We start from the raw sequence: 25,999 nt of genomic DNA, 5'->3' as shown, positions 1-25,999 counted from the left end.
TATAAAAAGATCAAATGTTTAAATCGTTATTTCAAAAAGGGGCAAAGCTAAATGTTTCTAGATGGGTAGTTTTGCTCATTGATATTGTTTTGGTGGTGCAGTGTTTTATCTTTGCTTACCTTATTGTATTCAATTTTCAATTGAATTTTCAAAGATTTGGTTTCTTCTCACAAATTATACTGGTTTCAGTTGTTTCGCTAATATGCTTTTTAATTGTTGGTTCATATAGAGGCACCGTTAGACAGACTGGAATAAAAGATGCACAAAATATTTTTTATGCTGTTAGCTTATTGTTCATCGCCCTATTAATAATAACTTTAGTAGATAGAAACTATAATTTTACCCAAAGATTCGCTGTTCCATTTAGGGTTATTACTGTCAATTATCTCTTAAACATAATAATTTTAATTGCAAGTAGGTATATATTCAAAAGGTTCATTCAAAGAGTGTTAATGGCATATAAACCCCCAAAAAACACCCTCATTTATGGAGCAGGAGATTCAGGAATGCTTACTTATACAGCAATTAACAGCGATATAAATAATAGTGCCAACATTGTTGGATTTATTGATGACGACAAAAAGAAAAGGGGTAAAAAATACAACAGGGTTAAAGTATATAGTTCTGAAGATATTACCAAAGAATTTATTAAAGAAAAAGATATAAAAGAGATTATTGTCTCTATCCATAATATCAAACCTTTTAAATTATTTGAAATTGTTGATAATTTGCTTCCTTTACCTGCTAAAGTAAAAGTAGTGCCACCAGTAGATCAATGGATAGATGGCGATTTGAACGTAGGGCAGCTTACCGAGGTTAAAATTGAAGATTTATTAAACAGAACACCAATAAAAATCAACAACCCAATACTTCAAAAAGAGTTGGACAATAAGGTCATTTTGATAACTGGAGCAGCGGGTTCTATAGGTAGCGAAATAGCACATCAAATTGGGAATTATAACTATAAACAACTCATTTTGTTAGATCAAGCAGAATCGGATTTGTATAATATTCAACAAAGCTTTTACAGAAAAAAACGAAAAAATTTCTCGATCGAAGTTGCTGATATCAGTAATCAGAAACGTATGTCCGCTATTTTTAACAAATACAATATTGAAATGATTTTTCATGCCGCTGCGTATAAACATGTTCCGTTAATGGAAGAAAACCCCTATGAGGCGGTTAGGGTTAATGTTTTTGGTGCACGGACTATTATGGACTTAGCATTAAAAAATAAGGTAGAGAAATTTGTAATGGTTTCTACCGATAAAGCCGTAAACCCAACAAATGTGATGGGTGCAACCAAACGTGTGGCTGAAGTGTATGCCAATTGTTTGAATACTGAGGGAAAAACCAAGTTTATTACTACGCGTTTTGGAAATGTGTTAGGGTCAAATGGCTCCGTAATACCTTTATTTAAAAAACAAATTGCTGAAGGTGGCCCAATACAAGTTACCCATAAAGAAATTACAAGGTATTTTATGACCATTAGCGAAGCGTGTAGTTTGGTATTAGAAGCAGGTGTAATGGGTAAGGGCGGAGAAATTTATGTATTTGATATGGGAGAATCTGTTAAGATTTACGATTTGGCAAAAAAAATGATTCACCTTTCCGGGTTAAAATTTCCAGATGATATAGATATAAAAATTGTGGGTCTGCGTCCTGGCGAAAAACTGTATGAGGAATTGTTGACCAATGAGGAAAATACCATACCTACCTATAATGAAAAAATTATGATTGCCAAGGTAGATCCGGTAGATTATAAAGTTGTAAAAAGTAAAATAGTGGAATTGTCTAAACTCGATAACATGGACAATTATGAGATTGTATCGAAAATGAAAAGTATCGTTAAAGAATATATTTCAAACAATTCAGAATATGAACGTTTAGATGGAAAAGAGTCTGCAGTACACAGTATTCAGTAAGCAGTTTTACATCTCCAATCTTTAGTTCCCGGTTTTTTCTTCGTCTGGGCTAAGGATGGTAAGGTCGTAATTGTTATTAGTTGTCATTCAGAGCGAGTAAACAAAAGAAAGTCGGTTAATGATCATTCAAAGTGAGCGAAGAATCTGCCAATCTGCTACAACAAATCTAACTGGTTTACTTGTCTTTCAATGCGAATCTCTGCGAATCTCAACTTAGTAGCTGCTTAATGATATTGCTTCATAATTAAGAATCATGGTTTTTCTGCGAAAATCAGTGTAATCCGTGGGCGAATTAATTTATGTCAAATTTAGTCTTCTTGATCAAAAACCAATACCTAGCCGCTAATAGTATTAATATCGGAATAATTCCAAAAGCAAAAATCTGTATTTTTAATATCCATAGAACTATTGTAATTACCAACAGTAGTAACAATACAAAAAGATAGTATTTGACCCATTTTGGAATTTTATTTTTTAACAACACAAAAGCAACAACAAGATTTGGAGCAAAAGCCCATAAGAAGTTGTAGTTGTTTTTTGTAGCGGTATGGTCAGTTGCAAACCAGAGCAATAGTACAATTAACCCAATCAAACCTGTTACAAAAAACAAAGTAAAGTCAACCCATTTGGTTCGTTTGTTTTTTTTATGATCACTATAGGTTATCCAAATAACCAATAAAGCAATTAAAGAGAATAAAGTAACAGGTACTAACAATTGAAAATCATCTTCTTTATTTTTTGCTTCAAATAACACTCTTGATTTCCTGACCAACTGTTTACCCTCTATAGTACTTTCAGCATAAGCTCTAAAAACATTATCAGGTAGAAAAAGATAATCTTTCGGATTTGCTTTTTTATCAATAACAGATCCCAATGCCAAATCAATACCAAAAGTTCCCCAAGGGTGTTTTTCTGAATATTGATGAATCAAATCTCTAAAGGTCTCAGTTTTACCGTCAGTAAAACTATAATTAAATTCAACTTTTTCCTCTAGTACATTCTGTGCTACATCTTTTAATTTAGTGGCACAATTATCATAAAAAAAATCATATAAATACGATTTATTTTCAGGCTTGGCATTATTTTGCAGGAAATTGAAAAATGCCTGTTTTTCGGCTAAAGATAAATTTAAAATCTGTTCTCTAATGCCTCTATTTTCTTCTTTGTAGCTTTTGTAAAAATAGGAGAAAGGGTATGCCGCTAAATCGTATAACAATTTTCCTTGAGCAAACTTTGTATAGAAATTTGGAGTGTTAAAATTATACATCCCGTAATTGTATGCTTGGTCTATTCCCAAAATATTATCCCTTATCCTAAAGGCACTATGTCCGAAAGCATCATTTAAATTATGGCCAGGATCAACGGTAATAACACTTATTTCCGCTTGGTCAGATAATGATATCTGTTGCGAAAAACTACTGACTGATGCTACAATTAAGAAATAGAATATAATTTTTTTTAGCATTGCTATTGTAAAGTTACAGGTCTAAAATAACTAATATCTACTTTTAACGAAAATACATTTGAAAAAAGTGTTCCGCTAGCACCACCAATATTAGTCAAGGCATAATCAACTGAAATTCCTTTATAGTTAAAACCAACGCCAAAGTTGGGTTCCAACGTTAAAGATTTACTATTGTCAAAATCGGTTTGGTTTTGAAAATTATTGACACCACCCCTCAAATAAACCATATTTTGATAATCTAGCTGAAAGCCAAATGCAGGACTCACACTCACGAACGAGCTTGAAACAATATCGTTGGTTTCTGCAAAACGCATATTCAAATCAAGTGCAGTCAATAGATTAAAATCTCTTGAAATTGTAAATTCTCTTGCAACGCCTAATTGTGCTTTGGGTTTTGTAAGCTCAATTTTTTCTGGAGTAACCGTGGGGATAATTTCATCATCATTATCTGGGTTGCCATCATTTAAAATACTCTCATTGAGGTTGTTGTAAATATCAATAATATTATTTAATTCATCATCGTTAAAAGACCAGGCATTAAAGGTGGTTGTAATATCACGAAGCATTAACCCAAATTGCCAATCATTACGTTTAAACTGAAGCCCAGCATCCAATCCAAACCCGATAGATGACGCAAAATCGCCAATTTTTCTTCTTACGATTTTTGCATTTACACCAACATTTAAATCTTTAACAATCAGTTTTTTTGCATATGCTACATTCACTGCCCAATCGGCTGCGGAAAAAAGACTTACCCTATCGTAATTTATTTGTCCGTCTTGTATCAGTTGTGTGGTATTTAATATATCATCAACACCAAATCGCATTATGGCAACGGCAACTGTACTTTCGTCATTAATGGGTTTTGCAAATCCTACATAATCGTAATTAGCTATCCCTTGAAAATATTCAGCGTGCATTAACGAACCTTGATAATCTGTTAACCCAACCAACCCTGCGGGATTCCAATAAATGGAATTGACATCATTACTAAAGGCGGTAACCGCTTTGCCCATGCCAAATGCAGCAGCATCGACACCAATGTTTAAAAACTCATTAGAGAAGCTTCTAATGGTTTGCCCATGAGTAATTTGAGATATGGTGAATAATATGATTAGTAAAATGCGTTTCAAGTATATATTTTTATTTTTTCTTTTAGTAGCTTGTTGCTTTTTTAAAATTTTGGAGAATAAAATGGTTATCCTGTCTTTAACTTTTAACTAGTAGACTGCCGACTATTTTCCCATCCAGCATCTCCAATTTTCTATCTGCCATATTGGCCAATTCCGTGTTGTGCGTTACAATGACAAAAGTTTGGTTAAATTCATCACGTAAACTAAAAAACAGCTCGTGCAAATTTTTAGCAGAGGCAGTATCTAAATTCCCACTTGGCTCATCGGCAAAAATAACCTTAGGATTATTAATTAGGGCTCTGGCAACCGCTACACGTTGTTGCTCTCCACCTGAAAGTTCATTTGGTTTGTGATCTACCCTGTCAGATAGTCCTAAAAAATCTAATATCTTTTTTGCTTCAATTTCTACTTGTTTTTTTGGTTTATTGGCAATAAATGCGGGAATACAAACATTTTCTAATGCAGTAAATTCTGGCAACAATTGGTGGAATTGAAAAATAAAACCAATATGTTCATTTCTGAACTTAGACAGGGCTTTATCTTTTAAATTTAATACATTTTGATTATTTAATTGTAGTTCGGTTTTTATTGTTGAAGCGTGTTCCCTTGGTTTGGATGGTTTATCTAACGTACCTAAAATCTGCAATAAGGTGGTTTTCCCTGCTCCTGAAGGGCCTACAACAGCTACTATTTCACCTTGTTTTATATGTAGGTCAACTCCTTTTAAGACTTGTAAGTCGCCATAATATTTGTGAATATTCTTTGCTGAAATCATACTATAAAATTATCAGGGTAAAACTACATAATTATTATTAGTTATTTTTTGGGTTGTTATTGTTTTTTATCCGTGTATCTCTACGATTGCTCCGAGTGTATCCTCGGAATAGCAATACCACAGAGTTTTGTAGAGTTAATAGAGGTTCACTGAGTACTTTTACCAAAGAAAAATTGACCACTAAAACCAGGTCTTTATTTTATTATAATCTAAAAAATAAATAAATTTTAAGGAGAAATTATTAACAATAGATTCTTCAAATAAATTATCTAAATTTTCACCAAAATTAAGATGCGACAAGTCATCCTCATTAAATATTGTATTTCTATATAAAGCAACGAGCTGACTACCCGGAGCGAACTCCCAAGCATAGCTCAAATCTAAATTCCAAATATTGTAATTTATATCATGACTTCCAACATAAGTGCTATTATCCAGCGTTCCTGTATTGTTGAGGGTATAAAAATTCTGATTGTAGGTCACTGGCGACCAATAATGCCTGAAAGAAAGAGACAATGAAGATTTTACACTAAAACTTAATTTACCAGATAGGGCATTGGTTACCGTTTTTACGTCTCTATTTCCAAAAATAATATCATTATTTGCCAATTGATTTACCCATCCGTTTTCATTTTGCAATTTGATATATTCAAAATCATAGATTATTTGAAATTTATTACTAAAGCGGAAACGAGGTGAAAAATTGACAGCAATAAAATCTTCATTTGAGCCGTATCTTTTTCCGTAAGTACTTCTTAAATCATATGCAAAGTTTTTTCTATAATCTGTAGATACCCAAGCACCAAATTCTAAAATTCCGTTTTGTTTAAAATAGCGACCTGCTACTCTCGGTTCAAAGTAATCGAATTGATTTCCTAAATTGGTTTCAATATCCGCACCAAAAGCAAACCTGTTTTTGGTTATAAAAAAAGCATCCAGTTCAAAGTCATTTCCAATATAGACATTGGGATTGTTCAAATAACTTATTCTAGATTCAAATGTAATTTTATAATCATTAAAATGTTTGGTGGGCTTAAATATTTCGTAGGATATTTCACCAAAATAATCAGCTGTATTGTTTCTTCTTTGAAAGCCCAAATCGTTTACTTGATAAGTGTCGTTGTTTCTGAAATGACCTATTTCGTACTGTATGTTTCCATAGATTTTAGAAAACTCAATAAATCCTGAAAAGCCATCGGTAAGTTTTCCATTTTCCTTGATATTGCTCATTTTAAAATTACCTTTAATATTGTATTTATTGCTTTTATTAGAAATGTCGTAAAGCAATCCTGTAACATTGGCATCCCTAAAACTACCATTTCTGGTAACATTGGTATTGATTAAGGTTACAGATGAGTTTTTATTAAATTGTTGATCTAAAACCAACACATTATAGTTGGCCAAAGATTCGGTTGTGATATTTCTTTTTTTGTCTGTAAGCGTATTTTTTACAGTGGCCGAAGTTTTTTCTGTAATGGCATTGAAAATACCAATACCCAATCCTTTTTTGGTCCTTCCGGACAACTTAATGGCATTTAGCATATTAACCTTATCAGGATTATTGGTAATTATTTCATCTGTACCGAGTTCATCATCAACTGCACTATATCCTACAGGTCTGTTTCCAATTCGTCTTGAATAAAAAAGACCTCCTTTGTCAAATAATTCTATGCCTTCGGTAAAAAAATCCCGCTGTTCATCAAATCGCTGTTCAAATGGTCCTAAATTAAGTTCAAGATCATCAAAAGCGGTTTGACTAAAATCAGGTATAAGCGTAACGTCAAGCGTGAAACTTTCGTTGATGCCGTACTTTAAATCTAGCCCAATACTTTTATCAAACTCTGTGTTGCCATCATAATTTGTTATTGAAGCGGAGGCATAAGGTGAAAAACTTAACCGTGTTGGTGCTTCTATGTTTTTTAAACCCGTTAACAATCCTGAATACTGCGTAATCTCTCCTTTACTTTTATCTATGTAATTCCATACATATTGTTCATTTATATAATGGATTCTTCTGTGAAAATTAATCCCCCAAGTTTCCACATTTGTTGAAAAACGTAGTGCCGAATAAGGAATTTTTATTTCAACTACCCAACTATTCTCATTAAACTTTGCATTACTGTACCATACGGCGTTCCATGTAAAATCTTCATCGCCATTGGCCACTTTGGCATCGGCTTGAGCCCCTGTACTTTGTACGGCAAATTCTGTATCGTTTTGTCCGTCATTATTTGGATTGATAGAAATCAAGAAAAAATCGGTATTACCAAACTGATCTCTATTACCAAATTCCATGGGTACTTTTTCAGGAGTATCATCATAAAGCGTAGCCCCAAAGTAAATGGCTTCATCGTCATAGGCTACTCTAACTGTGGTTTTTTTATTGCTTCTTTCCGCATCTCCATCTCCAGGTTGAAACATTACAAAATCTTTGGCAATATCAGTATCTTGCCAAAAAGGTTCATCTAAAACCCCATTAATAACAGCTGGGGCATTTATTTTTAAAGCTTCAATTTTCTTTTTGGTTTGTTGCGAAAAAGATAAAGAACATAAAAAAAGGAATAGGATGAATAGATTAAACTTCATTAAAACCAGTTGAATTATTGAGTTGTACACGAAAGTATTTATTTAACAAGAATAAATACTTAAAAAAATGTTAAAGAACTATTATTTTAAGAAAAAAGCAATTTATTTTAAAAGTTAATTGAATTAAGAAATGGTTTGTTATTTTTGTACAACTTATTTACAAAATATACAGAATGAACTTACACGAATATCAAGGAAAAGAAATATTAAACAGTTTTGGGGTTAGAATTCAAAGAGGTATGGTTGCCAATAACCATAAAGAGGCAGTAGATGTAGCAAAGCAACTGGCTACGGAAATCGGTACGGGTTGGTGGGTTATAAAAGCACAAATACATGCCGGAGGTAGAGGTAAAGGCGGTGGTGTAAAATTAGCAAAAAGTTTAGCTGAAGTAGAGTCTATTTCTCAAGACATTATAGGAATGATGCTTAAAACACCTCAAACCCCTCCAGAAGGGAAAAAGGTTAGTAAAGTGTTAATTACGGAAGATGTTTATTATCCTGGTGAAAATGAACCTGAAGAATACTATATGTCGGTGCTATTGAATCGTGAAAGTGGTAGAAATATGATTATGTACTCTACAGAAGGTGGTATGGATATTGAAACTGTAGCGGAAGAAACCCCACATTTAATATTTACTGAAGAAATTGACCCAGCTGTTGGTTTATTGCCTTTTCAAGCTCGTAAGATTGCATTTAACTTAGGTTTGTCAGGCGTTGCCCAGAAAGAAATGGTAAAATTTGTTACTTCTCTGTACACCGCGTATGTAAAATCTGATTCCTCTTTATTTGAAATAAATCCGGTTTTAAAAACCTCTGATGATAAAATCATGGCAGTAGATGCCAAAGTATCGATTGATGATAATGCTTTATTTAGACATAAGGATTATGCTGAAATGCGTGATTTACGTGAAGAGAACCCAATTGAAGTGGAGGCTAGAGCCGCTGGATTAAATTATGTAGATCTAGACGGAAATGTTGGTTGTATGGTAAACGGTGCAGGATTAGCAATGGGCACCATGGACTTAATAAAACAAGCCGGTGGAGAACCTGCTAACTTTTTAGATGTTGGTGGAACCGCTGATGCAAAGCGTGTAGAGACGGCTTTTAGAATTATTTTAAAAGACTCAAACGTAAAAGCTATTTTAGTAAATATATTTGGTGGAATTGTGCGTTGCGATAGGGTAGCACAAGGTGTTGTAGATGCGTATACCAATATGGGCGATGCCATTAATGTGCCAATTATTGTACGTTTGCAAGGTACAAATGCCAAAGAAGCAAAAGAATTGATTGATAATAGTGGTATGGAAATAATTTCTGCCACTGAATTTAAAGAAGCAGCTGACAAAGTTCAAGAAGTACTTAGTAAGCTTTAAGCCCATCCCTAACCCTTCCCAAGGGGAAGGGAACTATTAGCGGATAATTGACAAGCTAATTTGTTTTCCAAATCTATGAAACGGAAAATTAGTTATTAAAACACATTTTATGAAACTGATAATTCATTCAAAAATAATCACTTTTTTGATGCTTTTATCGGTTTTTTCCGTTTTTACTCAAAATAGTACACTCACTTATTCCCATCCTTCTGAGGTTGGTTTGGATTCTACCTATATCTACCGCAATGTTGATTCTATAATGACCTTGGCTATAAAAAACGAAGCTTTTCCAGGAGCTCAAGTTTTAGTAGCCAAAGACAGTAAAATTATTTTCCATCAAGCTTATGGGTTTCACACCTATGATTCTATTCAAAAAGTAGCCTTAGATGATATATACGATTTAGCATCAGTCACAAAGATAACCGCTGCCTTACCCGCTTTGATGAAATTGGTTGATGAAGGCAAGCTCGATTTGGATAAACCTTTTAGTACCTATTGGAAGCCTTGGAAACATATGAAGGATAAAAAAGATCTCACCCTACGAGAAATTCTGGCCCATCAAGCTGGGTTGCAATCTTATATAGTTTTCTTAAATAAAGTAATTAATAAAAACGGAAAAATAAAAAAGCGTTTTGTAAGGTATAAATCAAACAAACGTTTTGAAAAACAGGCTTATAACGGTATTTATATTAAAAATAGATTTAATACAAAAATATACCGAATGGCAAATCGGTCAAAGGTTTCTAAAGAGAAGAAATATAAATATTCGGGACTTACTTTTTTGATTTATCCTGAATTGATCGAACAAATTACAGGTATGCCTTACGATAAATACCTGGATGATAATTTTTACAAACCTTTAGGTGCAAAAACAATGGGATTTGTTCCAAAAACTAAAAATTTTAAAAATAAAATTGTCCCTACAGAATACGATTCCATTTTCAGAAAAGAATTGACACAAGGTTGGGTACATGATGAAAATGCTTCACTGCTTGGTGGAATTTCTGGCAACGCAGGCCTATTTGCTACGGCAACTGATTTGGCGAAAATAATGCAGATGTATCAGAATTACGGTATTTATGATGGTAAACGCTATTTTTCTGAGGAAATAGTAAAAGAATTTATAAAAATTCAATATCCAGAAAACGACAACAGACGTGGCTTAGGATTTGACAAACCCTCTATTGGAAATGATACATTAACTTTAAAAGATGCTTACCCAGCACCAGAGGTAAGTGCCGAAAGTTTTGGCCATTCAGGTTTTACCGGAACTTTTGTTTGGGCAGATCCTAAAGAAAAATTAGTGTATATATTTCTTTCCAACAGGGTTTATCCAAGCAGAACTCATGGTAATATCTATAAATTAAATGTACGTAGTGCTGTTCAGCAGGTTTTTTATAAGGCTAAGAAATAATTATTGCAAGGACAAGTCGCGACTTGTCCCATCGTATAATATTTTATGGAATTGTGACTTAAAAACTATAATTCAACTGCAACATTGCCCTTCTTCGCAATATAGGAAAGACCACAAAGCTCTGATCGGGGTTCGCATTAATATATTCTGTCGTTGCACCATTGGCACTTGCCCCAAAACTATTCGCTCCATAGAAATTGGCTAGACCCTCCGAATTAAATAAGTTTGTTACTAATAAGTTTAATGATAGTTGTTTACTTATTTGATAACCTGTACCCAAATTAAAAACACTATAGGCTGGCAACTTAAATCCATTAGCAACATTTCCTTCACGTTTTCCCATAAATTGCCATTTTAAAAATGCAGACACCTTGTTTTTCTCAAACTCACTGCTTAAATTGAACATCAATTTAGGATTGAATGGTAACATGTTACCGGAATAATCAATAATAACATCGTCTGCAGTATCAACGGAACCTGATGCATCGTAGATTTTCCATTTCGTAGCTTTGGCATCTTGAAAGACACCATTAAATCGAAAAATGAAATTTTGCAGCGGAGTGTAAACACTTTCCCATTCTAGCCCAATAGTTCTTGAGGTATTAAATTGAATAGGAGTATAGAAAATACTATTATTATCTGGGTCAAATTCAAAATTAGTGCTACCAATGTCCTTTAGTTGACTCCAAAATAGTGTACTGGTAAAAGAGAAGTTATTACGACTATATTTTGTACCCAGTTCAATTTGATTTATCTTTTGAACTTCTCCTTTCTGGTTTATGGGAACATTTGAGAAGTTATTAAAATAATAATTTAGTTCAGGGGCTTTATTTCCATGCGAGAATCGTGCAAATAGGGCAGAAGTATCATCAATTTTATAATTAAAGCCTGCAGAAAATGAAACGTAATTATAGTTAAAATCAAAATTATCTTTTTCTCCTGTAGGAGATAAAATACCGTTGTCGTACGCAGTATTGCTATTCCCGTCAAGACCTCCGTCTTGTGAAAAAGGAGCAAAACGGTCTTTACTGCCATTATGCGTAATGGTTTCGTATCGCATACCTAAATCAATATGGATTTTATCGGAAACTTTCCAGTAATCATTTACAAAAGCAGCGATTTGACTAACGTTGGCCCTGGCATTTACAAAGAACAAGCCCCCGTAATTGCTGATTCCATTAGAGTCAGATAATTGGATTATAGGTTCATTTGGGTTCTCAAGGGTAACTTGGAGCATTCTAGGATTAGGTTCGTAGGTTACATATCCAAAACTACCTTGTGTAAACATTGAAGTATTTGAAAAACCTAAAGCAAAACCAGTTGTAAGATCATGATTTTCTAATTTTTTTCTCAACGTAAACTGGTTCATCCATTCATCTGCTTCATTTTCTTTGTACCAAGCGGAGGTACCCATAATAGCATCATTTGGTAATGTGCCATCTCCCAAGTAAATACTGGGCTGACCTGCTAGAATTCTGCTATTATTAAGGCGGGCAATTTCTGAACCTGATTTAGCATCTTTAAAAACTACTTGACCAATAGGGAAATCGGCCCCACTAATAAAATAAGCTAACGGATTATCTAAGGAGACAAAAGCATTACTTATGGAAGTTTGCCAATTGGCGTCTTTGGTTGAAAATTTCAGATTGTTTTTCAGAGTCCAATTATTTCCTAAATATTGGGAAATATCGAATCCAAAGGCTAGGTCTTTGGCGTGTACCCCTTTAGAGGGATTAAAACCGTTTGATTTGCTCTGATCTAAATACCTTCCATCTGGAATAGTAGCACTAAAACTAGGCATTAATAGAGATGTGGAATTAAAATTTTGTCCAAATGCCGGAGTAGGTTCGTCCCAGTTTACCGCCGCAACACCAGTATATCTATTCGTGAAATCATCTAAGTATTTACCATAAAATTTTAGATAACCGTGGTCATTTTGCTTAATCACATTGAATTTGAATTGGCCGCCTTTACTAAATTTAAAATTGGTATTCCTTGCACCGTCGTCAACTCTGTAATGTCCACCCGCGTTTAAAAACCAATTATTACCTAATGGGCTTCCTATATTCGCATCGATTTTGTAGATATAATTATCTTCTCCCTGAAAACCACTTGAGATTTGAACATCACCTCCAAATTCATTTCTCCCTTTTCTTGATATGAAATTATAAATACCTCCAGGAGCATTCATTGCTGTAATATCTGAACTTCCACCACGAATAGCTTCCACTTTTTCGGTTGTCAAATCCATACGATGAAAAAGATCTGGGCTGTAATAAGAGTGTTGTAAAAGGCTGACAGGGAGACCATCTTCTTGTAAAGAAACATAGTACCAACCCATATCGTCTTCTGCAGAAGCTGATATACCACGCGTATAAACCTTAGTAAACACTTCACCTGCAGAAGCATCTACGAACGTACCGGGAATATTTTGAAGCAAATCCGCTGTACCTTGCGGATACACTTGTTTGAGCAACTTGGAATCTAAAATACTTATTGAAGTGCTTGATTCCAACTGAACCCTAGGTTCAAAGGTGCCAGTTACAATGACGTTTTGTAAGCTCAGCAAATCATCTTTCAATTGAAATTTAAGAAATACGTCTTTTTCAAATACTTTAACCTCTTCATTTATAGATTTATACCCTATATGTGATAATGTAACAGTATAGGTTCCTGAGGGTATGTTTTCAAACTTAAATTGGCCATCTTTGTCGGTAATAGTACCATAGAATAATGGATTTAAAACCACATTTACGTTTTCCAAAAGATTACCTTCAACGTCTTTTACTTCACCATTTATAGTTTCTTGAGAAAATATGGTATTACAAAACAAACTTACTATTAATAAGATTAAAAGTGATTTAATTTTCATTACATATAGATTATAAAATAAACAGTTATTCCGAGAACAATAATTTTTGAACAGTAACAATCGTATCACAATTTTCAACATAGATAGAAGCTTCTTTTGCTTTTATATAACCGTCAATCCAATAATAACGACAGGGTTCTTGGCGGACTTTACTTTTAGAAAAATCTATATCTCCATTAAGTAACATTTCAGCAACTTCAGTGGAGTCAATATTTTTATTATTCATTATCTGATAAACTTCGGCATCAAAAACTCGGTGCTTACTTCTCAAAATTTCCAGCATTCTGGCGTTAGGAAAATAATTGCAGGAGGCCTCTTTACCATTTAAAAAGAACAACAATAAAATTATACCCAAAGAAAATCCAAATCCAAAAAAAACAAATCGGCGTTTTATATCCATCAAATGGTTTTAGTTTTAAAAAATAAGTAAGTTGATGTCGTTATAAGGTAAACTGAACCAGTCGGCCACAGCTCTGTTGGTTAAAATACCATGGTAAAAGTACATACCCCTTTGTAAACTTTTATCAAATCTTGCGGCACTTTCAATACCGCCCTCATCACCAATTTCCAATAAATAAGGCGTAAATATATTGCTTATGGATAATGATGCCGTTCTTGAATATCGTGAAGGAATATTGGGTACAGCATAGTGTATTACACCATGTTTTACAAAAGTAGGATTCGTATGTGTCGTAATTTCTGAAGTTTCAAAACAACCGCCACTATCTATACTTACGTCAACAATAACAGATCCGTTTTTCATATTTTGTACCATATCATCATTCACCAAAATAGGAGTTCTTGTTCTTCCCCTAACTGCACCTATGGCCACATCGCACCGCATCAGTGCTTTTTGTAAGGTTTTGGGCTGAATTGTTGATGTAAAAATGGGTGTTCTTAAATTATTCTGTAATCTCCTTAATTTAGTTACCGAACTATCAAATACTTTGACCTGTGCCCCTAAACCAATAGCCGAACGTGCGGCAAACTCACCTACTGTTCCAGCACCGAGAATAACTACATCAGGAGGAGCAACACCACCAATATTGCCCAATAGCAAACCATTACCAACACTACTATTGTTCATCAGTTCGGCAGCAATTAATATAGAAGATATGCCAGCAATTTCACTTAACGATTTTACTACGGGAAAAATACCGTGTTCATCAGAAATAAAATCAAAAGCAATTGCTGTAATTCGCTTTTTGGCTAGAGCTTCAAAATATTTTTTATGCTGTGTTTTGAGTTGCAATGCAGAAAATAATACACTTTGTGGATTTATATATTCAATTTCTTTAAGTGAGGGAGGTTCAACTTTTAAAATTAGGTTACATCCAAAAACTTCTTCGGCATCATAAGATATTTTAGCACCAGCCTCAGAATATTCATTATCCGTATAGTTTGCACCTTCACCTGCGGTGGACTCAATTATTATACGATGTCCTTGATTGGTTAAAGCAGCAACGGCATCTGGCGTTAAACAAATACGTTTTTCCTGTAAATGCGTTTCTTTTGGAAGACCGATAAACAGTTCGCCTTTTTGCTTTTTAATTTCAAGCATTTCAGGTTTTGGCATTAATTGTTCTTTGCTAAATGGCGAATATTGTTTACTCATAGGTTAGGTTATTGAGTTATTGGTTACTATGTTATTAGTTAATTTTATAATAATTAATTTGTTTTAACATACAAGTCATTGCGAGGAGTCTTAACGAAAATTTCAAAACCAATTCAAAGTTTAGAGGCGACGAAGCAATCTTTTGAATTTAATTCTAAACCTAATTATTTAGATTTCTTTTTCATTTTCAACCTCAATTCTTCTACTTCCATCTTCATTCAATAGCAACTTAATTTTTACAGCATTTAAAGGTAACAAATTTTTAATATTATCTGGCCATTCCACCAAGCACCAGTTATTACTGTCAAAATACTCTTCTATACCCATATCTAACGCTTCTTCTTCATTTTTTATTCTGTAAAAATCAAAATGATAAATGGTTTCACCTTGTCGGGATAGATACTCATTAACCAAAGAAAAGGTTGGTGAACTTACTACATCTTCAACACTTAATTGTTTAAAGATTTCTTTGATAAGGGTTGTTTTGCCTACACCCATTTCACCGTAAAACAATAGTACTTTGTTTGACGCTGATTCAACAATTTGATTCGCAACTTCGGAAAGTTCGTTTAAAGTATAACGTTTATTCATCACTATTCTTCCATGGAGTGATATACATTTTGCACATCATCATCTTCTTCTAAACGTTCCAATAACTTTTCAACATCTGCCTTTTCTTCCTCACTTAATTTTTTGGTAGTTGTAGGAATACGTTCAAAATCAGAAGATAAAATTTCAATTTTATTTTCATCTAAATACGCTTGTATAGCACCAAATTGTTCAAAAGGAGCGTAAATCATCAGTCCATCTTCATCTTCAAAAATTTCTTCAACTTCAAAATCGATTAGTTCGAGTTCAAGTTCTTCTAAATCCATTTTTAACTCTTCGGTTGAAATTCTAAAGTTACAGGTATGGTCAAACATAAAGACTACTGAACCTGAAGTGCCTAAATTCCCGTCATATTTTGTAAAAGCAGCTCTTACATTGGCTACCGTTCTGTTATTATTATCGGTTGCGGTTTCTACCAGCACGGCAATTCCATGTGGGGCATAGCCCTCAAAAAGGACTTCTTTATAGTCTGCCGTATTTTTATCAGAGGCCTTTTTTATGGCACGTTCTACATTGTCTTTGGGCATATTAGCTGCCTTGGCATTCTGAATGACAACTCTTAACCGAGAGTTCGATTCAGGATTTGGACCACCTTCTTTAACTGCCATTACAATATCTTTACCAATGCGTGTAAAGGTTTTGGCCATGGCCGACCAACGTTTCATTTTCCGTGCTTTTCTAAATTCAAATGCTCTTCCCATTTTGTTAGGTTGTTCTGTTATTGTGTTTGTGGTTTTTCTGTTAAGACACTAATTTCACAAATTGGCACTAATTATTGTTTGTGATTAATCCGTTATTCTGATTGCATTGTTACCCTTGTCATTCCAAGGTACGAGGAATCTGTTTAAGCCTACTTCTGCATTTTTTTTTCATTCACAATGTTCATTATAATATTCAACTATTTCAACGATATCTCGTTTTTTGTATTCTCTAGCTTGAATTTTCTTAACTAATTCTGGACAATCTTTAAAATATTCGATGGCTTCGTTTATTATGTTTTTGTCAAATAACTTTAACGGACCTATTCTTCCTAAATGTGTCACACTATCCATGTTTTCCTTAGAAACATAATAATTTTTATTATTATAAACTCCACTATGGCGATCGAGACTTTTATGTAAATACAGTGTTACTTTTCCATAAGTAATTGGTTTTAATAATATGGGCTTATTTTTTTTCCCAAATGTTTTATAGTGATAAGTATTAATTTCATATCCAGGCCATTTATTTACTTTAATTCTTATCGAATCTATTTCTTTGTTGGTGTAAACTATATTTTTTGAATTTAATTCCTTTCTGAATTTAATTTTTTGTTTGTTGGTTATTATTGCAAATCCTTTGATATCCGTTCCGTTTCTAAAATATAATGTTGCTCCTTTATTTGATTGTCCAGTCATTGGTAACACAAAAAGAAATATAAAAATCCCCAGGCTAAATATTCTAAAATTCGCTTTATTCATCTTTTATTCTTTTACAAACTGTTTTATAATACTCTATGATTTCAGGTAAATTCTTTAATTTTAATTCCTTTGCCTTTAATTTTTCGACCAATTTTGGGCAATCTTCGAAATATTTTGAAGCTGTTTTTTTTAAAATTTTTAGAAAACGGACTTCCTGTAACCCCCACTAAAACTAATTTATCTTGCCCTTCCTTATGTAAAAAAAAGTCAATACGCTCAAATTCCAGATTAAAACCACCACTCGATATATTAAAGAAATTATTATATGAATTAAAAAAAACTAATCCAAATTGGTCTGGACTTAATAAATTCAGAAAGTTATTTTCACTCCTCATTTCACTCATAAATTCATTTGCCGATCTTCGGTCCATACCTGAATCGTAATAGAATAAATTTAATCGGTCACTTGAATTGACATAAATGCTTATAAAATCATTATGTATTAATTCTATAAAATAAAAGAATTTTGTTTGGTCGGTTTTTTTATAATAAAACTCTCTAGGATTTAAAGAATCCACAAGAGTCATTATCTTTTCAACCTCTTTATATTTAATTTTTTTCGATTTTTTTTGTTTGATACTATCTTTAAATCTAATATCAAATGCTGATCCATTCAATTTAACGAATCCTGAAATGGAATCCTTATTTTTAAAGACAATTGAACTTTTTATATATGGATTCCGTCTCAACTCAATTTGAGAAAACCCTTTAACACAAAGAATAAATAGTATTGGAAATAACCATTTTTTTATTTTAATCATCATACTTGCAATATTCCCAAATTAAATTTCTTTTCAATAGGAGCATGGTTGGCAGCTTCAATACCCATACTTAACCAAGTTCTCGTGTTCAACGGGTCAATAACCGCGTCTGTCCAAATTCGAGAAGCTGCATAATATGGTGAGACTTGATTGTCGTATCTATCTTTAATTTTATTAAAAAGTTCATCTTCTTTTTCTTTAGTAATTTTTTCTCCTTTTTTAAGTAGCGATGCTTTTTCTATCTGTAGCAATACTTTTGCGGCAGAATTGCCGCTCATAACCGCTAATTCAGCACTGGGCCAAGCAAAAATAAGTCGTGGATCATAAGCTTTTCCACACATGGCATAATTTCCAGCACCGTAACTATTGCCAATAACCACCGTAAACTTTGGCACTACAGAATTGCTGACAGCATTTACCATTTTAGCACCATCTTTTATAATACCACCGTGTTCCGATTTGCTACCTACCATAAATCCCGTAACATCTTGTAAAAAAACCAATGGAATTTTCTTCTGATTACAATTGGCAATAAATCGCGTGGCTTTATCTGCAGAATCAGAATAAATGACACCGCCGAACTGCATTTCGCCTTTTTTAGTTTTTACTACTTTACGTTGGTTGGCAACAATACCAACAGCCCAGCCGTCAATACGGGCATAAGCAGTAATTAATGTCTTACCGTAACCCGCTTTGTATTCATCAAATTCGGAATCGTCAACCAAACGTTTAATGATTTCGTACATATCGTACTGTTCCGATCTCGATTTTGGAAGAATTCCATAAATTTCTTCGGGATTTTCCTTAGGTTTTACAGCTTTTGCACGGTTAAACCCCGCTTTGTCAAAATCACCAATTTTATCGACGATATTTTTAATGGTATCTAAAGCGTCTTTATCATCTTTGGCTTTATAATCCGTTACCCCAGAAATTTCACAATGTGTGGTTGCTCCACCAAGTGTTTCATTATCAATGCTCTCGCCAATGGCTGCTTTTACCAAATAGCTTCCTGCAAGGAAAATGCTTCCCGTTTTATCCACAATCAAGGCTTCATCACTCATTATTGGCAAATAGGCACCTCCGGCAACACAACTGCCCATAACCGCGGCAATTTGGGTAATGCTCATACTGCTCATTATGGCATTATTTCTAAAAATACGTCCAAAATGTTCTTTGTCGGGAAAAATTTCATCCTGCAAAGGCAGATAAACACCGGCAGAATCCACTAAATAAATGATGGGCAATCTATTTTCAATAGCAATTTCTTGAGCCCTTAAATTTTTCTTAGCGGTAATAGGGAACCAAGCTCCGGCTTTTACAGTAGCATCATTGGCCACGACAATACATTGTTTGCCTTTTACATAGCCGATTTTTACGACCACACCTCCTGACGGGCAGCCGCCATGTTCGGCGTACATTCCGTGACCCGCAAATGCCGCAATTTCTATTCGGTCAGAGTTGTCATCCAACAGGTAGTCAATACGTTCCCTAGCAGTTAGTTTGCCTTTGGCATGATGTTTTTCGATACGTTTTTTGCCACCGCCATTATATACATTTCGGAGTTTGTTTTTGAGAGCTGCAACTTGTAATTTGTTGTGGTCCTCGTTTTTATTGAAGTTTATATTCATATAATAGATTTCGGTAACGTTGGCTAAAATACAAAAATAAACGATTTCAGAATCAAAATATCCTTTCATGTCGTCCATTTTTCACCTCTCCTTCGGAGAGGTCGTAACTGTAATTTTTCTTTACAGTTACGGGTGAGGTAAGATAAAAATTCAGCTATACCGACGCAGAGTAATTCATCGTACATAAAATTTTGGTGTCAGCTTAATTTTAAGACGAATAATTTCAAGAAATTTTTATCGTATCTTTGAGAAAATGAAATCATTTTAAAACGAATTTATTAAATGACAAAAAAGAAAGTAATTGCTTTTGCGGGAAGTAATAGTAAGAACTCAATAAATAAAAAATTGGTTGTTTTGGCTACCAAACAATTAAAGAATGTAGAAGTAAATTTATTAGATCTGAACGATTTTGAGTTACCTATTTATGGTATTGATAAAGAAAATAAAAATGGAATTCCCGAAGATGCCAAACGATTCAATAAGCTATTGGAAGATTCAGATGGAATATTACTCTCATTGGCAGAGCATAATGGTGCATATACGGTAGCTTTTAAAAATATATTTGATTGGGTATCAAGAATTGATAAAATGGTATGGAAAAACAAACCAATGTTGTTAATGTCAGCATCTCCTGGAGGTAGGGGCGGGGCATCCGTAATGGAAATTGCCCTGGGCAAGTTTCCGAGGATGGGAGCCGATATTATTGCCAATTTTTCACTCCCTTTTTTTAAGGACAATTATAGTGAAGATAAGATAGTGGACGAACAATTAAATACGGAGTTTAATAAATGTATCAATAAATTTCAAAAAGCATTATAAAATGGATTCAAAAAAAGAAATAGTAAAAGAATACAGCAATGATGATTTGACAGTTGTTTGGAAACCAAATACATGTATTCATTCTAAACTTTGCTGGAAAGGTCTTTTGCAGGTTTTTAATCCGCAAAACAGACCTTGGATAAATATGGATGGAGCTTCTTCTGAACGTATCAAAAAACAGGTAGAAGCTTGTCCATCAGGTGCATTGTCAATTAAAACGGTACCAAAAAACGATAATATGGAGAATGATAAAATCAAGATAAGCGTAGCTGAGAATGGGCCGCTTTTAGTCAACGGCACTTGCGAAATTACCAAAGCTGATGGCTCTCTTGAAACTAAAGATAAGGTAACTGCTTTTTGTAGATGCGGTGCTAGCTCTAACAAACCCTATTGTGACGGGCAACATAGAAAAATTAATTTTATAGGCTAGAAAATGGAAATAACTATTTACGGCAAAAAAGGTGATGCACATACTGTAGCTTTTAAAAATTTTTTAAGAATGGCCGAGATTGATTTTACTTATAAAAATTTGGCAAATGATGAAGAGGCAAGACGGCATACTAAAGAATTGTATGATGGTGCTATAAAGTATCCAACCTTGATTGTTGATGGAGAAATCTATTTAACACCTACATCTGATACGTTTAACAAGGTTATGAAAGAATTAAAATTAAGAGGATAGTTTTTATGTGCAAATAGTTTTTTTTGAAAAGTCAAAAGAGTGAAGAATAGCAATACAAAGGCATTTACGTTAGAGAATTTATCAAATAATTACGATATTTGCAGTTGAACCAAAACTACAAAATATGTCAATGAATAAAAATACCGTACTGGGTTATGCCACATTAATAATGATTATTGTTGGTATAGTCTTAATTGCACTTGGTGCTTTTAGATATGACGACGTTGCAGGATGGGGTTTTGCTTCAGTAGGTATTGGTTTTTTTGCCATTGCTTGGGTGTTTAACGCACTTAAGGGAAGGGTATAAATTGTTTATGGTTTTTCTGTTTTAAGTTAGAACTAAACCCAGATAAGAAAAAAAATAGTAGTTTTTTTATTAAAAAGGTATAAACAAGAATATTTTGGGGAGTATAAAGAAATTTGAAGATTTAGAAGTTTGGATTATTGCCCGCGATATTTGTTTATATGTTGAATATTTATTTCAGAACACCTTGTTAAAGAATAATTTTAGTTTGAGAAATCAAATGGAAAGAAGTTCAGGATCTATAATGGATAATATTGCAGAAGGATTTGACAGAAATGGCAATAAAGAATTCCATAATTTTCTGAGCTACTCCAAAGGATCTGTGGGAGAATTAAAATCACAGACCTATCGTTCTTTTGATAAAAAATTGATCAATAAAGAACAATATGATAAACTAATTGAAATGTGCGAAACCGAGAAAAACAAAATTGGAGCATTTATGTACTATCTTCGTAATTCTAACATCAAAGGCCAAAAATTCAATAAAAAATAACTACAAGCTCCCTGAAGCGATAACGAAGGCAAACGGGGTAACAGAAGAACCAAAAACCACAAACAGAACAACAGTACAACCACAAACAGATAAACAGAAAAACAATGAGTGACGATAAAAAAGTCATCTTTTCGATGAACAAGGTTTCAAAAACCTATCAAAACACTAACAAACAGGTTTTAAAAGATATTTATTTGAGTTTCTTTTATGGGGCTAAAATAGGTATTTTAGGTCTTAATGGCTCAGGTAAATCTACCTTACTAAAAATTATTGCAGGAGTTGAAAAAAACTATCAGGGTGATGTGGTTTTTGCACCGGGATATAAGGTGGGTTATTTAGAGCAAGAACCAAAATTAGATGAAACTAAAACTGTAATTGATATAGTTAAAGAAGGTGTTGCAGAGACAGTTGCCATTTTGGATGAATACAATAAAATTAATGATATGTTTGGTTTGGAAGAAGTGTATTCAGATGCCGATAAGATGGAGAAACTAATGGCACAGCAAGCCGAACTCCAAGATAAAATTGATGCTTCTAACGCATGGGAACTGGATACCAAATTGGAAATTGCCATGGACGCTCTAAGAACTCCAGAACCAGATACGCCAATTAAAGTTTTATCGGGTGGAGAAAGAAGAAGGGTTGCACTTTGTAGACTACTGTTACAAGAACCTGAAATTTTATTGTTAGATGAGCCTACAAACCATTTAGATGCGGAATCTGTGCATTGGTTAGAGCATCATTTGGCACAATATAAAGGGACGGTAATTGCCGTAACGCATGATAGATATTTTTTGGATAATGTTGCAGGATGGATTCTCGAACTGGACAGAGGAGAAGGCATACCTTGGAGAGGGAATTATTCTTCTTGGCTCGATCAAAAATCTAAACGATTAGCTCAAGAAAGCAAATCAGCTTCTAAACGTCAAAAAACCTTAGAGCGTGAGCTGGAATGGGTTAGGCAAGGTGCAAAGGGTCGCCAAACCAAACAAAAGGCGAGGCTTAAGAATTATGATAAGTTACTAAGTCAAGATCAAAAGCAATTGGATGAAAAATTAGAGATTTATATTCCCAATGGTCCGCGTCTGGGTACAAATGTTATTGAGGCTAAAGGTGTCAGCAAAGCTTTTGGCGACAAATTATTGTACGAAAATTTAAACTTTAATTTACCTCAAGCGGGAATTGTTGGAATTATCGGTCCTAACGGTGCTGGAAAAACCACTATTTTTAAAATGATAATGGGTGAGGAGCAACCTGATAAAGGGGAATTTATTGTGGGCGATACTGCCAAAATAGCTTATGTAGATCAATCGCATTCAAATATTGATCCCGAAAAAACCATTTGGCAGAATTTTTCCGATGAACAAGAATTGATTTTAATGGGAGGAAAGCAGGTGAATTCCCGTGCCTATTTAAGTCGATTTAACTTCTCTGGAAGCGAACAAAATAAAAAAGTAAATACCCTATCTGGTGGTGAACGAAACCGTCTGCACTTAGCTATGACACTTAAAGAAGAAGGTAATGTGTTACTTTTAGACGAACCTACTAATGATTTAGATGTTAATACATTACGTGCTTTAGAAGAAGGTCTTGAAAATTTTGCAGGCTGTGCGGTAGTTATCAGTCACGACCGTTGGTTTTTAGATAGAATTTGTACACATATTTTGGCATTTGAAGGAAATAGCGAGGTGTACTTTTTTGAAGGTGGTTTCTCGGAATATGAAGAAAACAAGAAGAAGCGTCTCGGTGGCGATTTGATGCCTAAGAGGATTAGATATAAAAAATTAATAAGATAACCTCTTGTGCATTTTGATAAAATTCTGTCAGTTCGAGTGGATTTTACGATTGAAATGAGTAAAATTTATATCGAGAATAAGAATTTTAGCCTGTTAATTATTTCTCTATACAATTTTTCGTACCTCAAAATCACTCGAACCGACACTTTGATACTATTTTGATTCAAAATGCACAACAAGTTAAGATAATTAGTTTTTTATTCTCAATAAAACCATCAGTAGCATCTTTTCGTATATATTTTAAAATTATGATGCGTTTAATTAAATTTTTATTTTTCCTCGTTTTTTTTTCGCAGTGTAGTGCTGAAGACACTTTGGTTGTAGAAAATGATGATATAACTTTCGAAAATGATTCCACAGCAATAATTTCTGATACAACTAGTACTACCAGTCTTGACACGACAAATACGATGTCAAATTCTACAAAATTCTATTTGGCCTTGGGTGATAGCTATACAGTAGCCGAAAGTGTTGATTCAAGTGAAAGTTTTCCTGCTCAATTAGTTAAGTGCTTAAAAGAAAACCATGACCTTCAGTTAGACTTAGAAATAATTGCAACTACGGGTTGGACAACTGGAGACCTATTAAAAGCGATAGATTATGGTACTAAAAGAAGCACTTATGATTTCGTTACTTTGCTTATTGGAGTTAATAACCAATATCAAGGTAAATCATTTGATATTTATAAAAGAGAATTTACCAGTTTGTTAGAAAAATCTATAAAGATGGCAAATAATAAAAAAAAGAATGTAATAGTAATTTCCATTCCTGATTACGCCTATACACCTTTTGGCCAAGGAAATAGTAATTCTGGAGCAATTTCAAAAGAGATTGATGAATACAATCATTATGCTGAAAAAACAGCAAAAGCTAATGACGTAAAGTTTATAAATATTACTGACATTACCCGTAAGGGTTTACAAGATAAAGAATTGGTGGCTAGTGATGGTTTGCACCCTTCCGGAAAAGCATATAAACAATTTGTTGAGCGTATTTGCCCAGCGGCAACTTCTATTGTTAAATAAATTTAATAGTATAATCCGTTTTTTACAATTAGATCTATCGCTGTTTTTTCATGACAAACTAGAGCATCCAATTCTTCCGATGGTAAATTATTTATCACACCAATGTATTTTATTTTATAATCAGCTAAAATCTCATTAAAAATCAATTTTACCCTCTTTATGTGATAGTCGGACGTAATTACTGTCAATTTTGGATTTTCTAAGATTGCAATGATCGGTTTTATCTTTACCGCGTCGTCAACGGTATTCGAGGATAGAGCAAAATCTAAAAAGTCATTTTCTGCTACTCCACTTTCAACTAAGTATTTTTTTGCAAATAGAGCATGTGGTTTTTTAGCAACATTAAAATGTGCTCCCCAACCACCCGTGCAAAGTACTAAATTTCCTTCTTTGTAATGCTGAACGCAACAGTTTAGTCTACTTTTAGAGATTTGGCTCAATTCGCCAGCCGGAGAATTTGGAGAGCCTAAAATTATGAAGATCTCTTGCAAAATAATTGCTGCTTTATTTTTTATACCAATCTCTTAATCTAACCTCAATTTCGGTATTTTCAGAGTTTACTAACTTTTTAAAGGCTTCAGTATCACTCATGTCCGGTTTACCACGGTAATGATAGGGGTAAACGACTTTTGGTTTAAATTCTAAAACAGCATCGGCAGCTTGGTTAATATCCATCGTGTAAGGTAGATTCATACAGACAAAAGCAATGTCTATATCTTTCAAACCACGCATTTCTTTGATATCTTCAGTATCACCACTAATATAAATAGCTTTTCCACCAAGATTTAAAAAATAACCATTGCCACGCCCTTTTGGGTGTCTAGAGGTTTCATCTTCAGGTAAATTGTACATTGGTATGGCATTGATAAAAATATCGCCTTGAACCGACATTTCACCATTATTTATAATTTCAAGTTGGTCAGCATAGTCTGGCTTAAGCATTTCGGCTACTGCCGCTGGTACAATAAATTTTGCTTTTTCTAAATCTAACCCTTTTAAAGTTTCCAAATTGGTATGGTCACCATGAATGTCTGTAATTAAAATAAGGTCAGGTGGGGCAATACCTTTAAAAAGTTCAGCTCCGCCATAAGGATCCACATAAATAGTAGTATTGTTCCATTGTAATACCAAAGTTCCATGTGTTATAGGCTGAATAATAATGTTACCTTCATTACTTTTTATAGTATCAGCTGGTACAAGTTGAGCAAATCCTATTGCGGACAAAAGCAACGAAAATATTATTGTTAGGACTATTTTACTCATA

Annotated in this window: 24 protein-coding genes; 10 read left to right on the top strand and 14 right to left on the bottom strand. The window is 33.7% G+C overall.

Annotated features, from left to right (window positions below):
- Positions 1 to 14 precede the first annotated feature (14 nt).
- Positions 15 to 1,925 (top strand): polysaccharide biosynthesis protein, encoded by a 1,911-nt coding sequence (locus UMM65_RS02965; protein ID WP_321974982.1) that lies wholly within the window; start codon positions 15 to 17, stop codon positions 1,923 to 1,925.
- A 292-nt stretch (positions 1,926 to 2,217) separates the two neighbouring features.
- Here the strand turns inward: UMM65_RS02965 and UMM65_RS02960 are convergent, their stop codons facing one another.
- The 4 genes from UMM65_RS02960 to UMM65_RS02945 form a co-directional block, all read right to left on the bottom strand.
- Positions 2,218 to 3,390: a lipoprotein N-acyltransferase Lnb domain-containing protein gene (locus UMM65_RS02960; RefSeq protein WP_321974981.1), complete on the bottom strand. Its 1,173-nt coding sequence runs from the start codon at positions 3,388 to 3,390 to the stop codon at positions 2,218 to 2,220.
- A 2-nt stretch (positions 3,391 to 3,392) separates the two neighbouring features.
- Positions 3,393 to 4,523, bottom strand: a complete 1,131-nt coding sequence (locus UMM65_RS02955) for a putative type IX sorting system protein PorV2 (protein ID WP_321974980.1) — start codon at positions 4,521 to 4,523, stop codon at positions 3,393 to 3,395.
- Positions 4,524 to 4,599: 76 nt separating this feature from the next.
- Positions 4,600 to 5,298 (bottom strand): ABC transporter ATP-binding protein, encoded by a 699-nt coding sequence (locus UMM65_RS02950; protein ID WP_321974979.1) that lies wholly within the window; start codon positions 5,296 to 5,298, stop codon positions 4,600 to 4,602.
- Between the two features lie 180 nt (positions 5,299 to 5,478).
- Complete coding sequence (locus UMM65_RS02945) at positions 5,479 to 7,884, bottom strand: DUF5916 domain-containing protein (RefSeq protein ID WP_321974978.1); 2,406 nt, start codon at positions 7,882 to 7,884, stop codon at positions 5,479 to 5,481.
- A gap of 173 nt (positions 7,885 to 8,057) precedes the next feature.
- On the opposite strand from UMM65_RS02945, the gene sucC reads away from it, so the two are divergent.
- Entirely contained in the window at positions 8,058 to 9,257 is a 1,200-nt protein-coding gene (sucC, locus tag UMM65_RS02940) for an ADP-forming succinate--CoA ligase subunit beta (protein ID WP_321974977.1), read from the top strand.
- A 109-nt stretch (positions 9,258 to 9,366) separates the two neighbouring features.
- Positions 9,367 to 10,671 (top strand): serine hydrolase domain-containing protein, encoded by a 1,305-nt coding sequence (locus UMM65_RS02935; protein WP_321974976.1) that lies wholly within the window; start codon positions 9,367 to 9,369, stop codon positions 10,669 to 10,671.
- Between the two features lie 58 nt (positions 10,672 to 10,729).
- On the opposite strand, the gene UMM65_RS02930 is transcribed toward UMM65_RS02935, so the two are convergent.
- From UMM65_RS02930 to UMM65_RS02895, 8 genes are all read right to left on the bottom strand, one after another.
- Positions 10,730 to 13,543, bottom strand: a complete 2,814-nt coding sequence (locus UMM65_RS02930) for a TonB-dependent receptor (protein WP_321974975.1) — start codon at positions 13,541 to 13,543, stop codon at positions 10,730 to 10,732.
- Between the two features lie 25 nt (positions 13,544 to 13,568).
- Complete coding sequence (locus UMM65_RS02925; RefSeq protein ID WP_321974974.1) at positions 13,569 to 13,943, bottom strand: hypothetical protein; 375 nt, start codon at positions 13,941 to 13,943, stop codon at positions 13,569 to 13,571.
- Positions 13,944 to 13,958: 15 nt separating this feature from the next.
- On the bottom strand, positions 13,959 to 15,158 hold the full coding sequence (locus tag UMM65_RS02920; protein ID WP_321974973.1) for an alanine dehydrogenase: 1,200 nt from the start codon (positions 15,156 to 15,158) through the stop codon (positions 13,959 to 13,961).
- Between the two features lie 168 nt (positions 15,159 to 15,326).
- The gene (tsaE, locus tag UMM65_RS02915) at positions 15,327 to 15,749 is read right to left on the bottom strand and encodes a tRNA (adenosine(37)-N6)-threonylcarbamoyltransferase complex ATPase subunit type 1 TsaE (protein WP_321974972.1); all 423 of its coding nucleotides are present in this window, start codon (positions 15,747 to 15,749) and stop codon (positions 15,327 to 15,329) included.
- A 2-nt stretch (positions 15,750 to 15,751) separates the two neighbouring features.
- Positions 15,752 to 16,468: a YebC/PmpR family DNA-binding transcriptional regulator gene (locus tag UMM65_RS02910; protein WP_321974971.1), complete on the bottom strand. Its 717-nt coding sequence runs from the start codon at positions 16,466 to 16,468 to the stop codon at positions 15,752 to 15,754.
- A gap of 168 nt (positions 16,469 to 16,636) precedes the next feature.
- Positions 16,637 to 17,227, bottom strand: coding sequence for a hypothetical protein (locus UMM65_RS02905; protein WP_321974970.1), 591 nt, complete (start codon positions 17,225 to 17,227; stop codon positions 16,637 to 16,639).
- A gap of 41 nt (positions 17,228 to 17,268) precedes the next feature.
- The gene (locus UMM65_RS02900; protein ID WP_321974969.1) at positions 17,269 to 17,991 is read right to left on the bottom strand and encodes a hypothetical protein; all 723 of its coding nucleotides are present in this window, start codon (positions 17,989 to 17,991) and stop codon (positions 17,269 to 17,271) included.
- Positions 17,988 to 19,616 carry an acyl-CoA carboxylase subunit beta gene (locus tag UMM65_RS02895; RefSeq protein ID WP_321975134.1) on the bottom strand — a complete coding sequence of 543 codons (1,629 nt, stop codon included), beginning with the start codon at positions 19,614 to 19,616 and terminating at the stop codon, positions 17,988 to 17,990. The genes UMM65_RS02900 and UMM65_RS02895 overlap by 4 nt, the downstream gene beginning before the upstream one ends.
- 282 nt (positions 19,617 to 19,898) lie before the next feature.
- Here UMM65_RS02895 and UMM65_RS02890 point away from each other — a divergent pair, with 282 nt between their 5' ends.
- The 7 genes from UMM65_RS02890 (at position 19,899) to UMM65_RS02860 (ending at position 24,735) form a co-directional block, all read left to right on the top strand.
- Positions 19,899 to 20,435, top strand: coding sequence for an NADPH-dependent FMN reductase (locus UMM65_RS02890; protein WP_321974968.1), 537 nt, complete (start codon positions 19,899 to 19,901; stop codon positions 20,433 to 20,435).
- Position 20,436: 1 nt separating this feature from the next.
- Positions 20,437 to 20,865: a (4Fe-4S)-binding protein gene (locus UMM65_RS02885; protein ID WP_321974967.1), complete on the top strand. Its 429-nt coding sequence runs from the start codon at positions 20,437 to 20,439 to the stop codon at positions 20,863 to 20,865.
- A 3-nt stretch (positions 20,866 to 20,868) separates the two neighbouring features.
- On the top strand, positions 20,869 to 21,117 hold the full coding sequence (locus tag UMM65_RS02880; protein WP_321974966.1) for a glutaredoxin family protein: 249 nt from the start codon (positions 20,869 to 20,871) through the stop codon (positions 21,115 to 21,117).
- Between the two features lie 124 nt (positions 21,118 to 21,241).
- A complete protein-coding gene (locus UMM65_RS02875; RefSeq protein ID WP_321974965.1) occupies positions 21,242 to 21,424 on the top strand; it encodes a CAL67264 family membrane protein in 183 nt (60 codons plus the stop codon).
- A 94-nt stretch (positions 21,425 to 21,518) separates the two neighbouring features.
- The gene (locus UMM65_RS02870; protein WP_321974964.1) at positions 21,519 to 21,914 is read left to right on the top strand and encodes a four helix bundle protein; all 396 of its coding nucleotides are present in this window, start codon (positions 21,519 to 21,521) and stop codon (positions 21,912 to 21,914) included.
- A gap of 104 nt (positions 21,915 to 22,018) precedes the next feature.
- Positions 22,019 to 23,710 carry an energy-dependent translational throttle protein EttA gene (gene ettA, locus UMM65_RS02865; protein WP_321974963.1) on the top strand — a complete coding sequence of 564 codons (1,692 nt, stop codon included), beginning with the start codon at positions 22,019 to 22,021 and terminating at the stop codon, positions 23,708 to 23,710.
- 248 nt (positions 23,711 to 23,958) lie between these two features.
- A complete protein-coding gene (locus UMM65_RS02860) occupies positions 23,959 to 24,735 on the top strand; it encodes an SGNH/GDSL hydrolase family protein (RefSeq protein WP_321974962.1) in 777 nt (258 codons plus the stop codon).
- A 2-nt stretch (positions 24,736 to 24,737) separates the two neighbouring features.
- Here the strand turns inward: UMM65_RS02860 and UMM65_RS02855 are convergent, their stop codons facing one another.
- Both UMM65_RS02855 and UMM65_RS02850 read right to left on the bottom strand, forming a co-directional pair.
- Positions 24,738 to 25,226 (bottom strand): YdcF family protein, encoded by a 489-nt coding sequence (locus tag UMM65_RS02855; RefSeq protein WP_321974961.1) that lies wholly within the window; start codon positions 25,224 to 25,226, stop codon positions 24,738 to 24,740.
- 13 nt (positions 25,227 to 25,239) lie between these two features.
- Positions 25,240 to 25,998, bottom strand: coding sequence for an MBL fold metallo-hydrolase (locus UMM65_RS02850; protein WP_321974960.1), 759 nt, complete (start codon positions 25,996 to 25,998; stop codon positions 25,240 to 25,242).
- Position 25,999 lies beyond the last annotated feature (1 nt).

Source organism: Aureibaculum koreense (genome assembly GCF_034296135.1).
Taxonomy (GTDB): Bacteria; Bacteroidota; Bacteroidia; order Flavobacteriales; family Flavobacteriaceae; genus Aureibaculum.
The sequence above is the reverse complement of the archived record's forward strand: the minus strand, read 5'-3'. Positions and strand labels throughout refer to the sequence as shown.